The sequence below is a fragment of the Clostridium sp. MCC344 genome (genome assembly GCF_018785365.1).
Classification (GTDB): domain Bacteria; phylum Bacillota; class Clostridia; order Lachnospirales; family Lachnospiraceae; genus Pilosibacter.
The window spans coordinates 89102-109212 of record NZ_WQPQ01000024.1 but is presented as its reverse complement, the minus strand read 5'-3'; the positions used below and the strand labels follow the sequence as shown (position 1 = coordinate 109212).

Genomic DNA, 20111 nt, shown 5'->3' with positions numbered 1-20111 from the left:
TTCCATGCGCATAAAGAAACTGGTATCACGCCTCGTCCGGAAATACCAGACGCGTGATCCATTTGAAATGATAAAGGGAATGAATGTAATCCTGGTCCACTATCCTCTGGAAGGCGTCCGTGGGTTTTACCAGTACTTCCAGCGGAATCATATCATCTATCTGGATGAACGGCTCACAGAGGCGGAGCAGCGCTTTGTTCTCGCCCATGAGCTGGGACACCTGTTCCTTCATAAGAAATCGAATGCGATCTTTATGGATTCCAGGACACAATTCAACACGGACAAATATGAACGGGAAGCCGACACCTTCGCGATGGAACTTCTGGTTCCGGACTCCGTGATCTTCGAGCACCCCGATCTGACGATCGGCCAGCTGGCCCGTTTGACCGGTTATGCCGAAGAACTTCTAAAGAACAAAGAGTTCTTTACATCACAATAAACTATTAGGAGGTCCATCATGGGATTCTTTTTTAAATCTTCAGAGGAAAAAGAACTTAAGCAGCGGAAAAAAGATGAGATTATAGAAAGTGGAGCCAGTTATATGGGATATGCCACTACTAATATCGGCCCTATCCTCAAGGACTCTGTGGTAACCATTAAAATGTATCCTAAGGAACAAAAAGTAACACTTTCTGCCAGCAAGGATAAATTGGATTTGCCTTATAATAGAATCCTGGGATTTTCAATCAACGAAGAAAGCGTTTTATCTTCCGGTAAAATAAGTCTTAGCGGTGCAATCATCGGTGGCGCATTATTGGGTCCCGTTGGAGCCACTATTGGTGCTCTGAGCAAAAAGAATAAGAACAAGGTCAATTGGATCGGAACTTTACTGTATGAATCAAAAGAGGGTGAACAGCGAGAGCTTACCTTTTTAACGTATGCTCTTGGCTCTCCTACCAAAAAGACATTTGGTATGGAACAGTTCGAAACAGCTATGAACAAAGTTGCATCGCGGCGCATTGATAAAGATTCTTTTGAATTATAGAGCCGCACTTGGCGGTGATGGAAAAGATATAGAACGAACCTTGAAAATAATATACTTACCCGGGGAACCGAAGGGGCGATACTCCAGCTTTCGGACTTTTTAGGAAGGAGCTGGTGTGCATGGTTACATACAGCGATTTGTTCGCCTTTGTGAGCATGATCTGTTCAATCGTTACTCTTGTTTTTACTCTCAGCAAACACAAAAAGTAGCGCCCCTGTCCTGGTAAGATAAGGCGCTACTTTTAGCAAATTACTCTCGCCGGCGGCTGGACTTCACCCAGCTTTCGGTTCTCTTGTTAAGTATATTATACAGGGTTGGAAATGATTTGTCAAATGTGAACCGTAGCTTTCCCGCCCTAAACCCTTTGATGGGAGAGATGCCTTTACACTTGAAACATTAATAATGCACAAAAGGAGGCGTGTTTTATTTATGGCTAAATCTGTTTTAGATAAAATCGTAGAGAGTAAAAAAATGCCTGTTCTCTTTGTTGGTTCCGGCATTTCCAGGAGATATTTATATAATTTCCCTGATTGGGAAAATTTGATAAAATTGTCTTTTCGGGAGGTCAATCCGGATCCATTCTACTATGGCCAATATGTTGAACGATTCAAACGTGAAAATTTATCTGATTTTGAACGTAACATAAGAATGGCCTCCATAATTGAAAACGATTTTAATGCAGCGTTTTACTCTCGTAAAATAACGATAAAAATTGGCAATCCTAAAAATCCAAAATGGGTCGAGCAGGGAACTTCTCCCTATAAAATGTTCCTTGTTAATTTTTTTCGTAAATTGAATGTTAATCGCGACCCAGTATTGCAAGAAGAAATTCAAAAATTTAGTATGCTAAAGAATAAAATTTCTGCTGTAATAACAACAAATTATGATTGTTTTTTAGAGCAAGAAGTATTCAAAAATGATTACGAAGTCTTCTGTCATCAAAATGAACTTTTTTCTGCTGATAGTTATAACATTGCTGAAATATACAAGATACATGGCAGTGTATTAGATGCAAAATCTATTATAATTACTGAAAGAGATTATGAAAATTTTAACAGCTCCAGAAAACTAATCATTGCTAAAATGTTGACTCTTTTTGCTGAATCCCCCATTATCTTTATGGGATATTCATTTACTGACGAAAATATACAGCGGATTATCGAAGAATTCTTAAGCTGCTTAACTTCTCGCGAATTAAAAACCATTAGCAGCCATTTTGTATTTATCAGTTATAAGCGTGGTGAGCGTCGTCTTGTTGAGAGGAAACGCACTTTATTTACTGCAAATAAAGTAGAAATTCCTATTACAGAGATAGAAACTGATAACTTCGGAGCCGTATATGATAAGCTTAATAAAATTGTTCCGGGAATTGCTGCTTCAAGAATACGTGCCACAAAAAAAATTGTAAAGCGAATTGTTGACGCAAGTGCTGCTTCTGATAAAGCAGAATCTATTATCGTTGGACTTGATGATTTAGATAATATTGATATTTCCTCAAAACCTTTAGCAATTGCAATTGGTTATAGAGATAATATTTTGAATAAAATTGGTTATGGAATTATTGAAGTTGAGACTGTTATTGAAGATATTCTATACAACAACAAACAATTGGATCCAGAGCGAATGTGTTTAGACCGTTTTAAGTCGATCTCATCTACACTGTTGATCCCGGTTTTCAAATATGTGAAAGGATGCAACGTCCCTATTCCTGAAGACAATAAGCTAATTAAATACATTGAGGAGCACAAAAGCATTGATAAAATTATTTCAAAATCTCAATTAAAGGCTATTAATGCAATTCCACAGCTCAGCTCTACAAGTGATTTACATAATGTTATGAGTTTACAAACGACTTTTGACAAAAAGGCTGGTGTTCTGCTAAAAAATATATCCCTTTTTAGTCCCGACGAAATTCGTTCAGAATGTAAGCTTCTTTTTGAGGAAGTGTCCGGATCCAAGATCGCCTCGACTTGTTTCAAAAGATGTGTAATGTACTTAGATTACATTGAAAACTATGTAGAAAAAAGCTAACGAACTCTTTCCTGATATCCACCAGAAACATCGCTAGCTTTCTTCCTCATAAATTGTTTTGACATTAATTATGTCATAATTTTCATTGCCAGTCACTTAAGTGACTTATCGTGATGATGATATCATAATATTAAATTATTGTCAAGTTAAGAAAATTAGAACTGTTTTCAATTTTTTTGTTTATTTTCTATAAAAATGCAAAACCGCCCGGTGTTGGCGCACCGAACGGCTTTACATAGATTCTCTCTTGCCGGATGCCCGGAAAGATATAAATCAGACTTAAGACACCTGAATTATATCATCTCCGATGCGTCCTGGCAAGGGGCGTATTTTTTATACCTATTTTAGGTGTTGCGACGTCGCAACAGGAAGGAGCATGATATAATGGCTACTGCGAAAAAGCTTCCCTCCGGCTCCTGGAGGTGTCTGGTGTACAGTCACACCGAGCGTATATTTGACACGAAATCAGGTACATGGAAGGATAAACGAATTTATGAATCATTTACCAGCGATGACCCATCAAGACGCGGGAAAGCGGATGCTGAGCGTCAGGCCGCCGAATTTCAACAGGATCGTGACACCAATGTCAGCCGAAAACGTCAAAAAAACGGAAACATTTTGCTGAAAGATGCAATGAAGAAGTACGTAGAAGCCATCGGTCCATCGCTCTCAGGTACCACCGTCCAGGGATATTCAAAAGAACAATATGACTCCTATGCTTTCCTGATGGAAAAGAAGCTTAAAGACATCACCACAGAGGACTTACAGAAAGCTGTTGATGATGATACGAAGCGCCCCTCAAAACGTTCAACCAAAACGAAAACACCTATTTCGCCCAAGACTGTTCGAAACACTTACAGCTACATACGAAGTGTTATAAACTATTTTTATCCGAACGATAACTATGATGTAAGGCTGCCTAAGATACCTAAGAAAGTTAAAAGCCTTATTCCTGCAAAAACTGTGCTGGAAATCATTAAAGATACGGAAATCGAGCTGCCGTGTCTCCTGGCCTGCTGGCTCAGCTACTCTATGTCTGAGATCCGTGGAATCCGTGCTCGAGATATCTCTAACGGATACATTACCCTGGACCGTGTTATCGTTGATATCGGACAGACTCCAACGGTAAAGGAAAGCGGCAAAGCGGAAGCCCGTCTGCGTAAGCATCACATCCCGAATTATATTCAAGCATTGATCGACAAGAATATCTCCGGGAAGAAACCAGATGATCCGTTGATCACCCTGAGCGGACATGCAATTTACATGCGCTGGGTATCTCTTTTAGAGCAGCATGACCTACCTCACATGACATTCCACGATCTGCGGCACCTCAATGCATCTGTAATGGCAATGCTCCGGATCCCGGATAAATATGCGCAGGAACGCGGCGGATGGTCTTCTGATCGGGTCATGAAAAACGTATACACTCATACATTTTCGGAGGAACGGGAAAAGGTCGATGAGACCATAGACAATTATTTTGACTCGCTTCTGGATGGAAGTGCTTCAGAAAAAGAGAAATCAGCCATTGAGATTATAAATGCACTTCGGGAAGCGGATCCGAACGGCTGGTACAAAGCTCTGCTAAATATGCAACACGAAATGCAACACAAAAACTAAAAAGCCGCGTAAATACGCGGCTTTTGTCGTGGACCTGAGGGGAATCGAACCCCTGTCCGAAAACCAATCCCCTGTTCTTCTACTATCATAGTCTGTTATTTAAAATTCCCTCCCGCGCCCGAAAGCAGACATCCTGACTCGTTTGGTAGCTTCATGATACGCCCACGTGCGCAAAGCTTTGCACGTGTCGTTTCCTGCTTTAAATGATGCCGGTGACTTAAAATGCAGGTCTTCTAAGGCCGACAGCTGCCTAAATTAGGCTGCGTATGCTAATTCGTCGTTAGCGTTTATATTTAGGTTTGCCATTTAACGCATTGCATGCGGATAGCTTCACCAGCTTCAAAGTCCCCGTCGAAACCAGTACAAGCCCTTACTGGCACTCTCTTCGGAGTTAAGCTGAGGCAGAGTCTGTCTGCAGTCTCTGTCGCACGGCATTGTTTTTTCTGGGCGACCCCGGACCAAAAACTACACCCTTATGTAACCCAAATCCTATCATCATTTCTTCGAATTGTCAAGTGTATCTTTGCAAAGTCCCCTGCAGTTGTCATCATGCACGGATATTTCCCGCCCGCACACTGCAGACAGATCCTACCGGTTCTTTCTATTATAGAGCCGCAGGATCTGTCCTCAGCCGCATCTTTCAGCATTTACAATTCAGAAAATTTTCTGTCCATCAAGATCCGCTGCCGTTGCCGTACGCATTTCCGGCATTTACATGCACTCCATCAGGATCTGATAGATTTCTTCGCGATCCAGTTCACGCGGATTTGTCTTTATGATATTGCAGGTATCAGCAACTTTCCGGAGTACCTCCGGTGTGATCTCCACATTTGATCCCAGCTGGCTCATCTTCGTCGGAAAACCGCATTCTTTCACAAATTCTTCCAATGCTTTTATTCCGCCCTCTGCTGTATCAGCGCCAAACACTGCTTTCGCAAAACGTGTGAATTTTTCTTCTGCGTCTTTCAAAATATGACGATAGTAAACCGGCTGGATCACCGCAAGACCCTGTCCATGGTTGCAGTCCGTATAAGCTCCAAGCTGATGCTCGATCTGATGAGCCTGGAAATCGGTCACACGGCCCACTTTCAGGATTCCATTCTCCGCCATCGCAGAATCCCACATCAGATTGCCTCTCGCCTGAATATCATTGATATCCACAAGAACGCGCCGCATATTGACAACCGTATTTCTCATGACTGCTAATGCCACATCATCGGAAACATTGTCCTGATCGGAAGTCCCGAGATATGTTTCCATCGCATGGCTCAATGTGTCAAATGCGCCGGAGAGCACCTGCATCTTCGGTACCGTCATCGTGTAGGACGGATCCAGGACCGCAAATGATGCCGCAGTGCCAAAGATCGGTCCCTTCCACATTTTTTCCTCACAAGTGATCACGGACCCGGCATTCATCTCCGCACCTGTTCCGGATGCTGTGACAACAGCTCCCATCGTGATCCCGGTCGTCGGGAATTTTCCCTTACCATATTCCATGTCCCAGATATCCTCATCAAGAACTGCCTGCGCAGAGATTACTTTGCAGCAGTCAATGACACTTCCGCCGCCGACAGCCAGGATAAAATCTACTTTCTTTTCCCTGACAAGAGCTGCACCTTCCTGTACCTTCGCATATGTAGGATTCGGCATGATCCCGGAAAAATCCACGATCTCCTTCCCTGCTTCCGTGAGCAGAGATCTCATTTCGTCGTAAACTCCCGATTTTTTGATCGAACCTCCGCCGTATGCAAGCATCACAGTCTTTCCAAACCTTCCAAGTTCTGCCGCGATCGCCTTTCTTGCCACGCCTTCTCCAAAATATACCTTCATTGGATACGAATAAACAAACTCCTTCATGATAGTTTCCTCCTTCATATTGTCTGATCCTATTACTTTTTTTCAGCCGTATACTCTCATGGATCTTCCGCTCCTGTCCCTGCTGCCGGATGCAAATCTCCCGGCGCACAGAACACGCCCGATTTACGATCCTGTGATCCGATTGTTTCTATCGGTTGTTGCCATTGATTATAGGATTCGGTTGTAACTACCGGTCAAGGGGTTTTTGAAATTTTTTACATAAACCACCAGAATCCACAACTGCATGATACAGGTTCTTCAGCCCGGAAAATTCCGTTTACAAAAAACGGCAGTCGATTCTTATAAATGTTTTCTTATATATTAGTACATCTCTCAATGCCTGAATCGCCTTGTGTTTCTCTGCCGCTCCGATATATTAAGTCAAGGAACTTTTCATTACTTTTCCCGGGTAGGAATTTTCTGAACGGAAAATTCCGTATGATACAGTTGTGGCCGCGAATTTTGCCGATTCAAAATGCGAAGCATCGGAAAAATCCGATTCCTTTGCGCTTTCCGTTTCTTATAAATGTCTCGTTTTATATTAGCATGCCTTATTTATAATTATTAGCAAATCTTTTAAGTATTCAGTCAAAAACTTTTGAAATTGCAACTATTCTTCAATTTCCAAAACATTTATTTTTTCTTATGTAAATATTGTGCAAATTGAACATTGACAGAAACCGCCATTTAATGGTAACTTTACTGTAAGTTCGCTCAGCGTTTTCATGATACGACAAACGCTGTATAAGAAAATATAATGAAGAGGTGTAGACATGCAGGAATTAAAACCGATCAAAGAAGGTAAAGTACGCGAAATTTATGACAATGGCGACAGCCTGATCATGGTTGCCACCGACCGTATCAGCTGTTTTGACGTGATCCTTCACAATGAGGTTACCTCCAAAGGTGCTGTTCTGACCCAGATGTCCAAATTCTGGTTTGACCTGACAAAGGATATTCTCCCGAACCACATGATCTCCGTCGATACAAAGGATATGCCGGAGTTCTTCCAGCAGAAAAAATTTGAGGGCAAAACCATGATGTGCCGCAAGTTACATATGCTCCCGATCGAATGCATCGTCCGCGGTTATATCACAGGAAGCGGCTGGGCAAGCTACAAGGAAAACGGTACCGTCTGCGGAATCCGTCTTCCGGAAGGCTTAAAGGAATCCGATAAGCTCCCGGAGCCGATCTATACTCCGTCCACAAAGGCTGAGATCGGTGACCATGACGAGAATATCTCCTTCGAGCAGAGCATCGACCATCTCGAGAAATACTTCCCGGGAAAGGGCCGCGAGTATGCGGAGCTTCTTCGTGACAACACCATCGCTTTATATAAAAAATGTGCTGAGTACGCCCTCACAAAGGCAATCATCATTGCCGATACAAAATTCGAATTCGGTCTTGACGAGGAGGGCAACCTCGTGATCGGTGACGAGATGCTCACACCGGACAGTTCCCGTTTCTGGCCGGCAAAAGGCTATGAGCCAGGCCACGGTCAGCCGTCCTTCGACAAACAGTTCGCCCGCGACTGGCTTACTTCCCATCCGGGCAACGACTGGACACTTCCGCAGGAGATCGTCGATAAGACCATCGCGAAATATCTGGAAGCATATGAGATGATCACCGGGAAAAAATTAGAGGCATAACCCCCACAAACCTCCTTCTCTAAGTTTTTCCATTTAGTTCCTCATTTTTACGGAAAAAGCGTCCGGAATCCATTCCTATGGATCCGAGCGCTTTTTTCTGTTGTTCTGTCTTCACCCGTCTGAGGGACACTGCCGCTTTCAGGTCTCTGGGATCTTCTTATTTTAAAATATCCTGTCTGCAGATATGCCGAATCTTTTCCGCATCAAGTCCCCGGATCACTTCCACAGCAAGATCTGCTGCCGCTTCAAGATCAGACTTCGCGCAGAAATTATAATGAGTATGAACATACCGGCTCGGGACGCCGAGAACCAGAACCGGAACTGCCTTTGCTGTCAGGCTGATCTTTCCCGCGTTCGTGCTTCCGCCACGGCGGACCGTCTCCTGAAATGGGATTCCGAATTTCTTCGCAAGCTCTTCCGCGTACTCGATAAACACCGGATTGGAAATATAGCTCTTATCCATCCTGCGGATCTGGACACCGCCCCGCATGTGCCCCTGGGTCTGGGCCGCACTGAAATAAAAATCATCCGACGGGGATCCCTCAAAAACAATCGCCAGATCCGGACGGACGATCTGGGATGTGACTGTGGCACCTCTTGTTCCAACCTCCTCCTGAGCCGCAAACGCTCCGGTCACCCGTACCGCCAGCTGATCCTTCTCCCCACACAGACGGGTCATGGTGTCGATAATGCATGCACAGCCTGCACGGTTATCAAACGCTTTTCCAAAGCAGAGGTCACGTTCCTCATCATAGGAAAATGAAACTTCCGGGACTGCCGGATCTCCAATGGAAATACCGAAGACTTCTGTTACTTCTTCCCTACTCACCGCGCCGACATCCACGCTCAGTGTCTCAATACTCAACGACTGGGAGGCCCGCTCTGCCTCATTCATAAAATGGATCGGCTTGGACGAAATAATTCCCCGTACAAGTTTCCCGCTTCTAGTCCGGATCATCACTGTGTGCGCCGGAAGGTTTGTAAGGATCACTCCGCCGAGCATGAGGATCTCCAGACTTCCGTTTTCTCTGATGCTCTGTACCATAAATCCACACTCATCTGTATGGGCATCCAGCATCACGACCGGTTTCTCCGGATCCTCACCGGGCATACGCGCATAAAGGTTATTCATCGCGTCATTTTCCAGCTCCAGTCCTTTACAGTACTTTGCAACCGTGCGGATTACATCCTCCTCAAATCCGCTCGGTCCAAACGCATCACAGATCTCCCCAAACATTTTTACATTCATACTGATTCCTCCTGTATTTTTATTTTAATTCTTACCTTTTCCATTGGCAGACTCCACCGGCTTGCTTTTTCAGGATTCCGATTATTTTTCCTGTATCTCCGATGGAGCAACGCCCACAATTTTTTTAAATGTGTTAGAAAAATACGCAATATCTTTATATCCGACTTTTTCTGCCACCTCGTATACCTTGTTCCGGTGGTCTGAAAGCAATTCCACTGCCTTTTTCATCCGGTACCGCGTGAGCCACCCCATCACCGTATATCCCGTCTCTTTCTTGAAGCAGTGGCTCAGGTGGCCTTCGCTGATTCCCACCGCACCTGCGATCTTCGCCACATTGATCGTACTTTCCCCGTAATGAGATGCCATATAAAGCACCGCGTCCCGGACGTATCCGGTAAGACCTGCGGTATTCTCATCAAATGGCAGACAGCGCCGGATCACCGTGGCATTGCTCTCCGGTCCGTCACTTTCCAAAGCTCCAGGATATTGCTCCCTTTCCGGTGCCTTATCCGGGACAGATCTGCTCAGACCGGTATCTCTTCGCTTCTCCCGATCCGTCTCGATCCGCTCTTTTGCCCTGAGGATCGCGCTCTCCAGCTCCCCGTCCTCGAACGGCTTTAGCAGATAATCAAATGCATAAAGCTTCAACGCCTCTCTGGCGTAGGAAAACTCGCTGTACGCGGTCAGAAAGATCACCTGTACCGGATTTTTCTCTTCCCGAAGCTTCTTTAACATCTCAAGACCGTTCATCTTAGGCATCCGGATATCACAGATCATCAGCTCCGGATTCTTTTCATGGACCAGCTCCAACGCGTCCAACCCGTTTTCCGCCTCACCGACGACCTCGCATCCCAGCGAGGCCCAGTCCGTCTCACCGACAATGCCCATCCGGACGAACCGCTCGTCATCTACAACGATCACCTTTATCATAACAGCTCCCCCCTTCCTTATTTCCTTTCCCTATTGGTCATCAGGATCTGTTTTCCATACCGGGATCCGGCTGTCCATAGCCATTCACCGGTATTCTTATCGTTACCTTTGTTCCTCCTGCAGCCAGCCGCTCTGCCCTGAGACCGTAGTCTTTTCCATAATGAAGCCGGATGATCGTATCCACATTGTAAAAGCCGATGTGGCCATTCTTCTGTTCCTTGTCCCGGTTTCCGAGCCGTCGGATCACTTCATCACTGATCCCGCATCCGTCATCTGAAACCTCGATCACAAGCTCCTTCCTTTCCAGATACGCCCTGACAAAAATATGTCCCTCATCCGCATCCGCCAGCCCATGAATCACCGCATTCTCCACGATGGGCTGAACGATGAGCTTTGGAACCAGGATTTCCTCCGTCTCAGGAGCGATCTCATAGCAGAAATCAAACTTTCCGTTAAACCGGATCTTCTGGATCTTTGCATAGCTTTCCACCAATGTCATCTCTTCCCGCAGCGTGATAAACTGGGCGCTTGAGATGCTGGTCCTTAAGATCTTCGCAAGCTTTGCCGCCAGCGTCGCGATCTCTGGAATATGGTTCGCCTTCGCTACCCACTTCATCGTATCAAGGGTATTGTAGAGAAAATGCGGGTTTAACTGGGACTGCATCATGGCGATCTGGGTCTCGTTCAGCTCCTTTTCACGCCGCACACGCTCCTCCATGTAGGATGAGATCCTCTTTGTCATGATATTAAAATTTTCCGCCAGCTCCCCAAACTCGTCCTGACGTTCCATGTCCACATGGGTATCCAGATTTCCCTCCTGAACCTCATCCATGGCATCATGAAGCACATGGATCGGCTTTGAGAGAAAGGAGCTGATCCCGATCGCGACACCAACGCTTAAAAGAAAACTCCCCGCGGCCATGAAAAGAAGAACTGTATACATGGATCTTGTAGTTTCACTTGTAAAAACATGGGGACGGATCAGGACGCTGTAAAGCCCTGTGTCACCCAGCTTTGAAACGTAAATACTATTGTTGTTCCAAACCTCCGTCAGAGGTTCCCCCCGTAAAAAACGGCTTCTCAGAATATCTCCGACCGTCTCCCCCGATGCCGTGCCTACGCTGTACACAGTCTCCAGAAATCCATTGAGAATACAGATTCCGTCCTGGCCGCTGTATGTGCCGGAGAGCGCCTTCGCGAAATGCTCCGCCGTCATTGTAGCCACAAAATATCCGGAACATTCCTCCGAATTTCCGGTCACCGCTCTGGCAAACCGCAGGACCTCATCACCGCCAATCTCCAGATCACTCCGGATGATCAGGTCATTCGGATGGGCATGTGCCTCTCTCAGGATCCCCCAGTATACCGGCAGCGTCTGTCCGTAAGTACGGTTTCCCGTAGAGTATAGGCAGGAGCCGTCCGCATTGTAGAGATGAAATCCCGCCATCTCACGGCATGCAGCGGTCGCTCCGTACAGACTTCGGTACACTTCATTCTTCTTTCCAAAGCTCTCTTTTTTCAGCGCCTCGGCGACCAGCGGATCCGTACACAGTTCCTCCGCCGCGTCATGGTAAGCGTCAAACAGCATCATCAGCTGCTGCTCTACCGCACCGGCAAGCTCCATATCCTTTTTCTCAAAATCTCTTCCGACCTTCACCTTAAACATCTGGATCAGAAACACACAGCACACGATCAGTGGAAGAACAGACACAGCGAGAAAACTCACAAGAAGCTCACGCCGGAAAGATCTCTGGATAAAGTTCTTCATGATCCACCTCCGTTTCCTGCCATGAGCGCCGCCCATCTTTCCAAAATGGATTTCTGGTTTTTTACTGCCCATCCAAGATCGAAGTCCATGATCGAACCCTCTTCCTTCTGATCCGGGATAATGTCATCGCGGACCGTCCGTCTGTAAAGCTTCTCGACAGCCAGTCTCTGGACATCAGGACTCACGATAAAATCCACAAAAAGCTTCGCGTTTTCTTCATGCTCTGCCCCCCTGATCACCGCGCATCCGTCTGCCACCGCGCTGGTTCCCTCCCGCGGATAGACGATCGAGATCGCCGCGCCGCGGTCGATATACTTTTTCGCAGTTTCCTCCAAAGTCAGACCAACCAGATATGTTCCCTCTGACACCTCATCGAGCACGGCGCCTGACCCCGCCGCCATCCGGCGGCCGAGCACTCTGGCAAACTGTTCCAGGACCTCATTTTCACGCATCGGCAGGACCTGAATCATCGTTTCCAACATCGTGCAGCTGCTGCCGGATCTTCCCGGATCCGCAAAGGACACCTTTCCGTCCCAGTTCCCGTCAAACAGATCCTCAAATCCCCGCGGGGCGGAAGCCGCGTCCACCAGCTTATTGTTGTAGATCAGAACAATGGGAAGCTCCGTAAACGGAGTCCAGACATGATCCTCAGTCCGGTATATACTCTCGATATGATCGCTCTGGGTACTCTCGTATGACACGAAGCAGTCCTTAAAGACCTCATAGCTCTCCACACCTCCGCCAAACATCACGTCACAGGATCCCTTTTCCCCCTCTTCCCGGATCCGCTCCAGAAGCTCCGTCGTTCCCCCGGGAACCACTTCTACCCAGATTCCGGTCCGCTCCTCAAACTCCTTTATAATCGGCGCATAGACCTCCTGCTTGTGAGAAGTATACACCGTAAGTCTCTTCTCCGCACTCACTTTCTCCGGTCCCTGGCCGCTGCTCTCCCCTGTGCTGCAGCCCGCCGCACTCATCGCCGCAACTGCAATTCCAAGGAACAACGCCCATACGTTTCTCTTTCCCTTCACTCCCCGAAATCCCCCTTTTGATTTCGATCAAATTTTGTTTATCCCTTTCATATTCAGTTCTACTATTCACTCTTTTTTTCCATTTTATCATATTTCTTATACAAAAGCCACAATAAATAGCACTGTTGCTCCATAAAAAGAAACAACAGTGCCAATACATTCTCCAAATTATTTTTCTTTATAAAAATTGGGGATTTGTTTTTCGTGATATGTGCGGATATTTTTCTGAAAATCAGGATCCACCAAAATATCATATCCAGTCATGGCAAGTCCTTTTGCGCCTTTTAAGCAGATTTCCTGCGCCTCTAAGCTTCCTGCCGCATTTGCATACTCTATTGTATGACCCTGAATTGTTTTGTCATCTGTGATGGACAGATAATCATGAATCGCCGGAATTTTGATTGATACATTTCCGATGTCCGAAGAACCGTATTGCTTTTTCGGATCCGGCCATTCCATGTGAATTCCTATCAATTCCATATTATCCTTGAATGCCTGACACATCGGCTGATTTGGATATCGTTCCGCATAGATATCGCCCAGATTAATCAAAGCCTTTGCTCCTGTCAGTTTTTCTGCATTTTCTACACAGCGTTTTAAAATTTCAATCAGTTCCTCCGTCCTCTTCATCGTATCCGCCCGGACACAGAACTCACATTCTGCCTGCGCAGGAATCACATTTGCAGCGCTGCCACCGTTTGTTATAATTCCATTGATGTTGTCCTGAGGATCGAATGTCGGACGTAGAAGATCAATCTGCTGGAACACATGAAGAACAGCACTTAACGCATTGATTCCATTCTTCGGCACGGAGGAATGCGCTCCTTTTCCCGTAAAACTAATTGTCAGCGTACATGCTGCCCTGCCGCCTCTGCCAACCAGATTCGCTCCTCCGGATGACGGATGCATCATCAAAGCGAAGTCTACATCGTCAAATGCTCCATTTCTGAGAAGTTTTACCTTTCCAGCTCCTCCTTCCTCCGCCGGAGTTCCGATCAGGCAAACATTTCCGTTTAATTCCGCCATCATGGAGGCAAGTCCTAAAAATGCCCCCGTCGAACAGGTGGCAATCAGATTATGACCACAGCCATGACCAATGCCTCTGAGTGCGTCATATTCCGCCAGAAATGCAACATTCGGTCCCTTCCCTTTTCCCGCTTTATCTGCGCGAAAGGCAGTCTGAAGACCTCCATACCCCTTTTGCACCTGAAATCCGTGACGCTCCAGAACCGAAGAAATTGCCTCCACCGCCTGAAACTCTTCAAAACCAAGTTCCGGATGATCATGGATCTTCTTTGACAATTCAAACAATTCATCCCTGCTGCGATCGATCACATCTGCAATACGTTCTTTTTTATTATTCATGTATTTCCCTGCTTTCATTCTGGAATGCTACTGCTGCCATACACATCACTCTTGTCATCAACTGGATCCAATGCTCATCCACCATAAAATGCTCATTGTGTGCTGACGCATACTCTCCTACCGCCATCTTGATAAATTTTGCATATCGGTACAGGCTTTCCCCTGCAGCTGTCAGGGTAAGCGTATTCTTTCTGTTAAAAAACTCTACTCCAAACTGTTTTTCCAATTTTGCAATATAATTACTCAATGATTGCTGCGAAATATACAGTCGCTTTGCGGCCTTTGTAAAATTCATCTCTTCCACAGCAGCAATAACGTAATTCCAGTTTGTGTTTCCCATGATTCCATCTCCCTGCTAAAACTTATGTTTATCTGTACAGTTGTACACACTATTTTCTCTGAATTTTCCATTTATTTTGCATTAATGTTCCTTTTTCTCAGAATCATATATTATGCCGCGGTAATTATCTTTACAAACTAATATACCACATTTTAGTATTTTCCGATAGTGTTCTTTACGTGACATACTCTCTCCACTTAGCTAACGCTTGAAGTGGGGACTTCTCGTTCGATTGCCCTATTAGGCAAAGCATAGGCGAGCTATCCCCGTGTGTCCCACGGTTCTGTTATTATGAGCGGGACTGTTTCGTATCTACGCAGTCCCGAACAAAATCTACGTTTTTTGGGAAAATCAGGAAATTTTTCTTTCTGTATCAAGTTCAACTCCCGATATTCTCAATCCTTCCCTGCAAATATTGATAGCTGCATTCTCATCACGGTTCATCTGATTTCCGCAGGTGCATCTATAGATACGGTCTTCCAGTTTCAACTCCTTTTTGAGTTTTCCGCAACAGCTACAGATTTTTGAACTGGGATACCACTTATCAATACGAACCAGTTTCTTACCGGCACGTGCTAATTTGTAGGAAAGAAACTCAGTAAACATTCCCCATCCATTATCATGAACACTCGTTCCGAACCTTGAATCCTGGCTCATTTCTTTCATGTTCAAAGATTCTATGCACACAAGATCGTAAAAATTGGTTATCTTTCTGGATTCCTTGTGTAGATAATCTTTCCGCTGACGTGCGATATGAGCATGGAGTCTGGCTATTTTCTTTTTCTGCTTCATGTAACGGCTGCTCCCCTTTTCGCAATGACTCAGCCTGCGCTGCTCCCTTGCAAGTTTTTCCTGGGATTTTCGGAAAAAGTGGGGATAATCTGCATGAGCTCCATGGGAATCTACATACAATTCGCTCATGGAAAAATCAAGTCCGATTGCGGTTTTTACTGGCCTGATTTCATGTTCCGCTTCTTCTGCCGCATACAGTAATGATACATAATACTTGTCATCTGCTTCCTGGCTGACGGTGGCACCCTTCAATATGTAACGATCATCGATGCTCCGATGCTGTTTTATGCGGATCCAACCTGCTTTCGGAAGTTTCAGTTTCGCATTCTGCAAAGTAATATTTCCATTTACGCAGTTTGTCGTATAACTTCTTACCGGATTCTTTTTTGACTTGAACTTCGGGAAACCAACCGAAGAATCTCGAAAGAAGTTCCTGTAGGCTGTCTGCAGATGCAGCTGTGCATTACACAAGGCCAGGCTGTCTACCTCCTTCAGCCACGGAAACTCTGCCTTATATTTTGCAGGCGTAACCTTTAATATTTTTCCGGTTTTCTCATAATATTCTTTCTTCTCTGCCAGCATCCGGTTATACACGAAACGCACACAGCCAAATGTCCTTGCAAATAGTTCTTTTTGAGATTTATTCGGGTAGATCCGAAAACGGTACACGATGTTCACTCTTATTTTCTCCCTGTGTTTCTATGTACTGGCGGATAACCTCAATGGGTGCACCTCCAGCACTTAACAGACAAAAACTCTGGCTCCAGAACATTTCTTTCCAAAGCTTCTGCCGAATCTCCGGATACTCTTTTTTTATCAATCGGCTGCTTGCACTTTTATACGCATTGATAAATTTGCTAAGTTCCGATTTCGGATGGGCCCGGAACATGATATGAACATGATCCCGATCATGATTCCATTCCTCTAATGTAACATGATACTTCGGAGCGATATATTCAAAAATCTCCCGGGCCCGATCAGAAACAGGATCCGTCAGTATCTTTTTTCGGTATTTTATAACCAGAATCAAATGATAATAGAGTAGAAATACTGAATGCGCATTACTGTCCAATTTTCTCATAAAATCAGCCTTTCCTTTTACTTTCGACTGATTATATCATAACACAGGAACACTTGTTTGTCTATGTGTTTCAGAACATTTGTTCTTCTGCGTTTGTTTTCATTTATGTGCACAGATATGTGAGTTTTAAGATAGTTAAATGCAATACTAAATTCCAGAATGCAAGAGTTAATTCCATATGTCTTGAGGGCATGCGGACGAATTTAGTTTTTCATTTAAGTTGAGTTTTAAGATGCCAGATATTGCATGATTTTCCCAAAAGGCAATTCATCTCACCACCTAGAGAGGATGGGAGAATTCTTGCAAAGTGTTGTTAAATTTATATCTGCAGGCTTGCCTTCCTCTATCCCCCAACACGGAACCTCTTTTTCTCTTTTCCCTATCTCTCAGCCCCTCAGCACAGGACCATTTCCGGACGCGGGTGCCTGATTCCAGAGGCATGGCTTCCTCTTGGCTACCCGGGAGAATGCGTTGGAGGACAGGGGACACTTGTTTGAGCCGCAGGCGAGTTGTGTCCCCTGTTCTCCGCCCTTAGCATTCTTTCGGGAGCTTAGAGGAACCGCCCCTGGAATCCACCAGCATCCGGGGCAGGAGACGGTCCTGCGCGTACCCGGAGCCACTATGACACAGCATCCCATAAAACAGAAAAAACCGCCGCACCTCCACGATCTCCCCAAAAGGAAATCATGTTCGGTACGGCGGTTTTTCGCCTGACTCCGCGTGAACACTAAGAAACAGGAACGCCTGCCCCTATTTATTATGAATTATTTACTTTCTCATCTCAAGAACATCCGCAAATGCCTCGATAGCAGTTGCAGCCTGTCCGAAGTCTCTCATCTGCTGGTCAACACCAAGCTTGATGTGCGGGATACCTGCGTTGTCGAGAGCTTTCTTGAGGTACGGATACTCCATCTCCTCCGGATCGCAGAACTGCTGCATGAAGAGTACAAGACCCTGAGCGCCGCTCTTCTTAACCATGTCAGCTACGAACTCGCCACGGCGGTTCTTGGAAGACTGCGGATCGTAAAGAAGGACATCGTAGTCCATGTTTGCAAACTGTTTTGCAAGAGCTCTAAGAGCATCCTGCTCGTCCTCCGGAACGTCTGTACGGAAGGAACGGCTCTCATGAGCAACATCATCAGCTGCGATCGCGATGTTGTTGTTCTCGAAGATCTCAAGAAGCTTCGGGTTGTCAACGATGATACCAGATGTAACAACCTTTGTTCCCTTCCAGTCACATACCGGAAGAGCTGCGAGCTCTTTGTTTAACTCTTCGAGTTTTGCAGTGTATTCCGGTTTCTCCATGAAGAAGAATGCCTTTAATACTGCGGAACGCTTTGTAGGAGTTACAACGTCACAGTGCTCGTTAGCGAGTTTTACGAACTCACGGCGGGCTGCACGGCTCTTGTTGTAAACCTTGATTGCGTCAAGGATCGCATCGTTGGTGATCTCGTGGCCACATACTTCCTCGAGGTCAGCCTTAACGTTTGCGTACTCCTCCTCACAGAACTTAAGTCCGAACTCTTCGAAACGGTTCTGCGGATGAGCAAGGAAGATAACTTTCATCTTGTCGCCCATAGCAACACGGAAGTTCTGGCTCATCGGACGTAATGTATCACAGATTGTTGGTGTGATGATTCCGTCTAACTGATCCATAGTTCCGTCAAGAAGCATCTCAAGTGCGAGCTGAGCGATTGTGCAGTAGAAGGTTGCACAATACTCTTTTGCACGGCTGATTGTCTTGTTGTTGGAGCCCCAGATTCCCATCGGAACCATGCCTGCAGCATATACAAGCTCTTCCGGAGCGTAGTACGGGAGAACGCCGATGACCTTCTTGCCTTGTGCTTTATATTCAGCAAGCTGCTGTTTCGGAGTTGCAGCTTTTACTTTAAATTCGTCAAATAATGCGTTGATACTCATGGTCTATTTAGCCTCCTTTGCCTGGATGTTTGCTTCCATAGCCTCAACAAGACCCTGTACTCTAGTCTCGTACTGAGCGGCATTGAAGTTACGCGGGTCAGCCTGGTCACCATCGAATCCTGCGCACGGGATGCCAAGATCCTTAGTGAAGCGACGCTGCATCTCAGCCATGTAACCGGACCACGGCTTACAGCTTCTGTTGTAGTGAACGAGAACGCCATCTACCTTGTTGTCGCGGCAGATGCCTTCACGCCATGCAACACCCTGCTCGATACATACAGAGTTCGGTGCTTTGTAGTAAGCACGTGCCATCTCATCCAGACCATTATATACGAAACCGAATGCCGGTGCGTATACAACTGCTGTTACGTTGACGCCGTTAGCCTTTAACGGTTTGAACAGTGCCGGAAGCTTCGGCCAGCACGGAATACCCTCGAACATTACACGGTATTTCTCCGGGAACGGAGTTGTTGTCTCGCCCTTAGCGATCGTCTCGTCAAGGTCTTTTTCTAACTGCTCAAATGCCTCAGCAGCCTCAACTCTTGCACGTGCGGTTACAACGTCAGCCATATGGTTGAACAGGTCGAAACCACTGTACGGAGCCGGTTTGTACTGTAAGTAATCACAGACTTTTAACCATGCCTTTGCTGTACGGTTTGCGTTCTCACATGCATGCTCGAACTTCTTCTCGTCGAACTTCTTGCCTGTAAGCTCCTCTAACTGCTTGATTGCCTTGTCGAACTGTCCACGAACATAGCGAACATTCTGATCAGCAACATCAACAGAGTTGTTGTACGGAATATCGATCATGATAAGCGGAATGTTGCACATACGAGCGATGTTCTCATACCACTTTGTCATACAGTTACAGATGTTGTTGCAGCAGAGAACAAAATCCGGCTGCGGGATCTGCATCTGACGGATCGGGGAGATTGCTGCGATGCGGCGCTCTTTATCCGGTCCATCCGGAAGTTTTTCAAGCTCAAGAAGGTTTACAACCTCAAGATACGGAGTCTGAGTCTTCGGATCTTTCTTCGGCTTGCCAGTTGCCTCGTCGATCACTACGTTACCGTCAGCATCCTTTAACGGCTTACCTGTGCTCGGATCGATGATGTATTCACCTGTCTCCGGGTCAAACTTACGAGCAACACGGACACCAGCTGCATATGCAAGGCTGATACGTGCATAACCGCAGATATCGTTATCGTAACCCATATCCTCAGCTGCCTGGCACATAAGCTCACCGTAACGGTTTGCTGCGATACCAGCTGCCTGGTTCTCCGGGTACATAACGTTTAAATCAAATGCTGCTGCGAGCTCGCACGGGAATTTGGAAGAAGACCAACCAACTAACTCGCCTCTCTTTTTGGCTTCGCGCGCGTCTTTATGAACGTCATCTACGACTTTACGCAGCGCAAGAACACCAGGGCTAACCTGCTTTGCCATAATAAATATCCTCCATTTCTTATCAATCATGACCGACCGCGGCTGTG

At 45.9% G+C, this 20111-nt stretch carries 16 protein-coding genes and 1 other RNA gene; 5 read left to right on the top strand and 12 right to left on the bottom strand.

Features of this window, described 5'->3' with window-relative positions:
* Positions 1 to 4 precede the first annotated feature (4 nt).
* The 4 genes from GPK90_RS08405 to GPK90_RS08390 all read left to right on the top strand — a co-directional run bounded on the left by GPK90_RS08405 (position 5) and on the right by GPK90_RS08390 (position 4636).
* Positions 5 to 439 (top strand): ImmA/IrrE family metallo-endopeptidase, encoded by a 435-nt coding sequence (locus GPK90_RS08405; protein ID WP_215702721.1) that lies wholly within the window; start codon positions 5 to 7, stop codon positions 437 to 439.
* An 18-nt stretch (positions 440 to 457) separates the two neighbouring features.
* The gene (locus GPK90_RS08400; RefSeq protein ID WP_215702720.1) at positions 458 to 985 is read left to right on the top strand and encodes a hypothetical protein; all 528 of its coding nucleotides are present in this window, start codon (positions 458 to 460) and stop codon (positions 983 to 985) included.
* Between the two features lie 429 nt (positions 986 to 1414).
* Positions 1415 to 3016, top strand: a complete 1602-nt coding sequence (locus GPK90_RS08395) for an SIR2 family NAD-dependent protein deacylase (protein ID WP_215702719.1) — start codon at positions 1415 to 1417, stop codon at positions 3014 to 3016.
* A gap of 384 nt (positions 3017 to 3400) precedes the next feature.
* On the top strand, positions 3401 to 4636 hold the full coding sequence (locus GPK90_RS08390) for a tyrosine-type recombinase/integrase (RefSeq protein ID WP_215702718.1): 1236 nt from the start codon (positions 3401 to 3403) through the stop codon (positions 4634 to 4636).
* 26 nt (positions 4637 to 4662) lie between these two features.
* On the opposite strand, the gene ssrA is transcribed toward GPK90_RS08390, so the two are convergent.
* Both ssrA and GPK90_RS08380 read right to left on the bottom strand, forming a co-directional pair.
* Positions 4663 to 5006: a transfer-messenger RNA gene (gene ssrA, locus GPK90_RS08385) on the bottom strand.
* Between the two features lie 341 nt (positions 5007 to 5347).
* Positions 5348 to 6493 carry an iron-containing alcohol dehydrogenase gene (locus GPK90_RS08380; RefSeq protein ID WP_215702717.1) on the bottom strand — a complete coding sequence of 382 codons (1146 nt, stop codon included), beginning with the start codon at positions 6491 to 6493 and terminating at the stop codon, positions 5348 to 5350.
* 773 nt (positions 6494 to 7266) lie between these two features.
* Here GPK90_RS08380 and GPK90_RS08375 point away from each other — a divergent pair.
* Positions 7267 to 8142, top strand: a complete 876-nt coding sequence (locus GPK90_RS08375; protein ID WP_215702716.1) for a phosphoribosylaminoimidazolesuccinocarboxamide synthase — start codon at positions 7267 to 7269, stop codon at positions 8140 to 8142.
* Between the two features lie 157 nt (positions 8143 to 8299).
* Here GPK90_RS08375 and GPK90_RS08370 read toward each other — a convergent pair whose 3' ends face one another.
* The 10 genes from GPK90_RS08370 to hgdA all read right to left on the bottom strand — a co-directional run bounded on the left by GPK90_RS08370 (position 8300) and on the right by hgdA (position 20064).
* Positions 8300 to 9391 carry a M42 family metallopeptidase gene (locus GPK90_RS08370; protein WP_215702715.1) on the bottom strand — a complete coding sequence of 364 codons (1092 nt, stop codon included), beginning with the start codon at positions 9389 to 9391 and terminating at the stop codon, positions 8300 to 8302.
* Between the two features lie 81 nt (positions 9392 to 9472).
* Positions 9473 to 10321, bottom strand: coding sequence for a response regulator transcription factor (locus tag GPK90_RS08365; protein ID WP_215702714.1), 849 nt, complete (start codon positions 10319 to 10321; stop codon positions 9473 to 9475).
* 40 nt (positions 10322 to 10361) lie between these two features.
* A complete protein-coding gene (locus GPK90_RS08360) occupies positions 10362 to 12089 on the bottom strand; it encodes a sensor histidine kinase (protein WP_215702713.1) in 1728 nt (575 codons plus the stop codon).
* Positions 12086 to 13120 (bottom strand): ABC transporter substrate-binding protein, encoded by a 1035-nt coding sequence (locus GPK90_RS08355; RefSeq protein ID WP_215702712.1) that lies wholly within the window; start codon positions 13118 to 13120, stop codon positions 12086 to 12088. Before GPK90_RS08355 ends, GPK90_RS08360 begins: the two co-directional genes overlap by 4 nt.
* 168 nt (positions 13121 to 13288) lie before the next feature.
* Positions 13289 to 14485, bottom strand: coding sequence for a M20 family metallopeptidase (locus GPK90_RS08350; RefSeq protein WP_215702711.1), 1197 nt, complete (start codon positions 14483 to 14485; stop codon positions 13289 to 13291).
* Positions 14478 to 14825, bottom strand: a complete 348-nt coding sequence (locus tag GPK90_RS19560; protein ID WP_215702710.1) for a LysR family transcriptional regulator — start codon at positions 14823 to 14825, stop codon at positions 14478 to 14480. Before GPK90_RS19560 ends, GPK90_RS08350 begins: the two co-directional genes overlap by 8 nt.
* A 351-nt stretch (positions 14826 to 15176) precedes the next feature.
* A complete protein-coding gene (locus tag GPK90_RS08340) occupies positions 15177 to 16295 on the bottom strand; it encodes an RNA-guided endonuclease TnpB family protein (RefSeq protein WP_215702709.1) in 1119 nt (372 codons plus the stop codon).
* A complete protein-coding gene (gene tnpA, locus GPK90_RS08335) occupies positions 16258 to 16698 on the bottom strand; it encodes an IS200/IS605 family transposase (protein ID WP_118600231.1) in 441 nt (146 codons plus the stop codon). The genes GPK90_RS08340 and tnpA overlap by 38 nt, the downstream gene beginning before the upstream one ends.
* Before the next feature lie 768 nt (positions 16699 to 17466).
* Positions 17467 to 18618, bottom strand: a complete 1152-nt coding sequence (gene hgdB, locus GPK90_RS08330; protein WP_118529658.1) for a (R)-2-hydroxyglutaryl-CoA dehydratase subunit beta — start codon at positions 18616 to 18618, stop codon at positions 17467 to 17469.
* 3 nt (positions 18619 to 18621) lie between these two features.
* A complete protein-coding gene (gene hgdA / locus GPK90_RS08325) occupies positions 18622 to 20064 on the bottom strand; it encodes a (R)-2-hydroxyglutaryl-CoA dehydratase subunit alpha (protein WP_118529657.1) in 1443 nt (480 codons plus the stop codon).
* Between the last annotated feature and the right edge of the window lie 47 nt (positions 20065 to 20111).